4 protein-coding genes are annotated in these 3,478 nt (G+C 66.2%); 2 read left to right on the forward strand and 2 right to left on the reverse strand.

Annotation, left to right across the window (positions count from 1 at the left end):
* Positions 1–670, forward strand: a 670-nt coding sequence (locus B2W70_RS13095) for an SDR family oxidoreductase (RefSeq protein ID WP_286746301.1), incomplete at its 5' end; no start/stop codon positions are given.
* 52 nt (positions 671–722) lie between these two features.
* Here the strand turns inward: B2W70_RS13095 and cysE are convergent.
* A complete protein-coding gene (gene cysE / locus B2W70_RS13100) occupies positions 723–1,520 on the reverse strand; it encodes a serine O-acetyltransferase (protein ID WP_286746307.1) in 798 nt (265 codons plus the stop codon).
* 147 nt (positions 1,521–1,667) lie between these two features.
* Positions 1,668–2,420: an RNA methyltransferase gene (locus B2W70_RS13105; protein WP_286746303.1), complete on the reverse strand. Its 753-nt coding sequence runs from the start codon at positions 2,418–2,420 to the stop codon at positions 1,668–1,670.
* A gap of 181 nt (positions 2,421–2,601) precedes the next feature.
* Here B2W70_RS13105 and B2W70_RS13110 point away from each other — a divergent pair.
* On the forward strand, positions 2,602–3,478 hold an 877-nt coding region (locus B2W70_RS13110), incomplete at its 3' end, for an inositol monophosphatase family protein (protein ID WP_286746305.1).

Consider the following 3,478-nt stretch of genomic DNA (forward strand, 5'->3'; position numbering starts at 1 on the left):
TGGCGCGCACGTCATCGTCTCCAGCCGCAAGGCCGAGCCTTGTGAAGCCGTGGCCGCGTCCATCCGCGAAGCCGGTGGCAAGGCCTCGGTGCTGGCTTGCCACATCGGCGAGATGGAACAGATCGATGCCACGTTCGCAGCCATCGAGAAAGAGTTCGGCCGCCTCGACATCCTGGTCAACAACGCGGCCACCAACCCGTACTTCGGCCACATCACGGACACCGACCTGAGCGCCTTCCAGAAGACGGTGGACGTCAACATCCGCGGCTACTTCTTCATGTGCTCGCGCGGCGCCAAGATGATGGCCAAGCAAGGTGGTGGCTCCATCGTCAACATCGCCTCGGTCAACGGCGTGATCCCCGGCATGGCCCAGGGCATCTACTCCATCACCAAGGCCGCCGTGATCTCGATGACGCACGCCTTCGCCAAGGAGTGTGCGACGCAGAAGGTGCGCGTCAACGCCATCCTGCCGGGTGCAACCGACACCAAGTTCGCCTCGGCACTGACCAGCAACGAGATGATCCTCAAGTCGGTGCTGGCCCACGTGCCCATGAACCGCGTGGCCGACCCGTCGGAGATGGCGGGTGCTGCGCTGTACCTGGCGTCCGACGCGGCCAGCTACACCACGGGCACTTGCCTGAACGTGGACGGCGGCTACCTGCTGGCCTGACGGGCATGAGGCGCCTGAGCTGAGTGGTTCAGTCAGGCGCCGCCCATCGAGCTCACTTGACGAGTCGGTTGAGCTCGTCGGCGTCGAAGGCCTCGGTCTTCTTGGCGTCTTCGGGCATGCAGTCGCGGCCCAATTGGCTCTGGGCGCAGGCCGCGAGCTTCTCGACCGCCTGCCACAGCAGCGCGATCTGGTGCTCGTGGCCGGATGCGTGGTCAATCAAACCACGGAGCGCCTGCGACAGCGGGTCGTCGCCTTCGGTCACGCCGTAGGCCGAGAAACCCATGCGGGCGGCCACGGCCTCGCGCTCAGCCTGCTTTTCGTCGAGCACCTGCTGCTTGGCCACGATGATGCGCGCCGGGTTGCCCACGGCGGTGGCGCCGTTCGGCACGGGCTTGGTGACGACGGCGTTCGAGCCCACGCGGGCACCGTCGCCCACGGTGAAACCGCCCAGCACCTGGGCGTTGGCCCCCACGATCACGCCACGGCCCAGTGTCGGGTGGCGCTTGGCCCCGCGGGACAGCGATGTGCCACCCAGGGTCACGCCCTGGTAGATGGTGCAGTCGTCGCCGATCTCGGCGGTTTCGCCCACCACCACGCCCATGCCGTGGTCGATGAAGACGCGGCGGCCCACGCGGGCACCCGGGTGGATCTCGATGCCCGTGAAGAAGCGAGCCCAGTGCGAAATCCAGCGTCCCAGCCATTTCAGGCTGTGTGTCCAGCACCAGTGCGCACAGCGGTGCATGGCCAGGGCGTGGAGACCGGGGTAACAGGTCAGGACCTCCCAGGCCGTTCGGGCGGCGGGGTCACGCTCCAGGATGCAGGCGATGTCTTCGCGCAGGCGGGCAAACAGCATGAAAGGAATGAGCTTGTGCGTTTTTTGGACTTGAGCCGGGAAGTGTAGCGGCCGGGTCAAACCCCGGCACGGTGTCGGGGTGGAGGTGGCGGGCTCGCGCGCAGGCAGTGCGTGCGCGCGGGCGAGCAACCAGTTGCCTGGTGATCAGCGCTGACAGCGCTCGATGATGGCTTTGGCGATGCCTCGAAGGATGTGAATGTCTTCCTGGCGCAGTTCGGCCCGGTTGAAGAGCTGGTTCAGTCGGGGCATGAGCTTTTTGGGGGCGGCCGGGTCAAGGAAACCCAGCTGCACCAGCGCACGCTCGAGGTGCCCCAGCATGCCTTGCACCGCCTCGCCACTGGCCAGGTCGGCATCGGGTGTGCGGGCCTCTACGGGGAAGCCTCCCAACGCCATGCGCCACTCGTAGCTCAGCAGTTGCACGGCTTGCGACAGGTTGAGCGAGCCGTAGTCGGGGTTGGTGGGGATGCTGATCACGGCGTGGCAGCGGTAGACGTCCTCATTGGACATGCCGTGGCGCTCGCACCCGAAAACGAATCCGACCTTGTGGCCGACGGCGATGTGGTTGCGGGCCAGGTTCGCCAAGCCCTCGCGGGGCGTGATGGTGGGCGGGCCGAAGTCACGGGGCGTCATGGCTGTGCCGATGGCGAAGGTGACGCCCTCAAGGGCATCGGCCAGGGTGTCGACGACGCGGGCACGCACGAGGATGTCTGCCGCGCCACTCGCCATGGCCACGGTCTCCTCCTGGATCAGCACGTCTGCAAACCGTGGCTGCACCAGCACCAGCTCGGAAAAGCCCATGACCTTCATCGCCCGCGCCGTGGCCCCGACGTTGCCGGGGTGGCTGGTGCCGATCAGGATGAAGCGGGTGGGATCGGTGGGCTGTGACGCAGTGGACATGTGGATGCCTGGAAAGGCCGGGGTGGCGAGGGCGGGGGGTGCAAAAAACGGCGCACTTCGATACAATCGCCGATTCTCTTCGTTCTTTGATCATCGCTGCGCCCATTTTGTCGACCGGGCCCTCGCCATGTGGCGGGGGATCGTTGCCGGTCGTCTTTGACTTTTTCAGACGGTCCAATCCATGTCTCAAGCCCTGCACCCCATGCTCAACATCGCCATCAAAGCTGCGCGCGCAGCCGGGGCGATCATCAACCGGGCGTCGCTCGACATCGAGCGCTTGCAGGTGACCGCAAAGTCTCACAACGACTTCGTCACCGAGGTCGACCAGGCAGCAGAACAGGCGATCATCGACATCATCCGCGAGGCGTACCCCGGCCACGGCATCCTGGCCGAAGAGTCCGGCCGCACGCAGGGCGCCAAGCACTCCGACTTCGTCTGGATCATCGATCCGCTCGACGGCACCACCAACTTCATCCATGGCTTTCCGGTCTACGCGGTCTCCATCGCGCTGGCCTGGCGCGGCCAGGTGCAACAGGCCGTGGTCTACGACCCGACCCGCAACGACCTGTTCTACGCTTCGCGTGGCAAGGGCGCTTACCTCAATGACCGCCGCATCCGCGTCTCCAAGCGCACGCGCATGCTCGACGCCCTCATCGGCACGGGCTTTCCGTTCCGCAAGGGCGACAACTTCCAGCGCTACATGAAGATGTTCGAGGACGTCATGGTGCAGTGCGCCGGCCTGCGCCGCCCGGGCGCCGCCTCGCTCGACCTGTGCTACGTGGCCGCTGGCTACTACGACGGCTTCTTCGAGACCGGTCTGAGCCCCTGGGACGTGGCCGCAGGCTCCTTGATGATCACCGAGGCCGGCGGCCTGGTGGGCAACTTCACCGGTGAGCCCGACTTCTTGTACCAGCGCGAGATCGTGGCCGGCACGCCGCGCATCTATGGCCAACTGGTCAAGACCCTGGCGCCTTACACCCGCGTGATCACCGAGCCCGCTGCCGAAGAAGGCGCGGACGGTGAAGCTGCCCCGGCCGACGAGGTGCTCGGTGCGCTGC

The sequence above is a fragment of the Aquabacterium sp. UBA2148 genome, assembly GCF_002328915.1.
Lineage (GTDB): Bacteria > Pseudomonadota > Gammaproteobacteria > Burkholderiales > Burkholderiaceae_C > Aquabacterium > Aquabacterium parvum.

Coding starts and splice junctions, on each gene's coding strand:
- B2W70_RS13105 (WP_286746303.1), bottom strand. CDS start 2,420: ATGTCCACTGCGTCACAGCCCACCGATCCCACCCGCTTCATCCTGATC.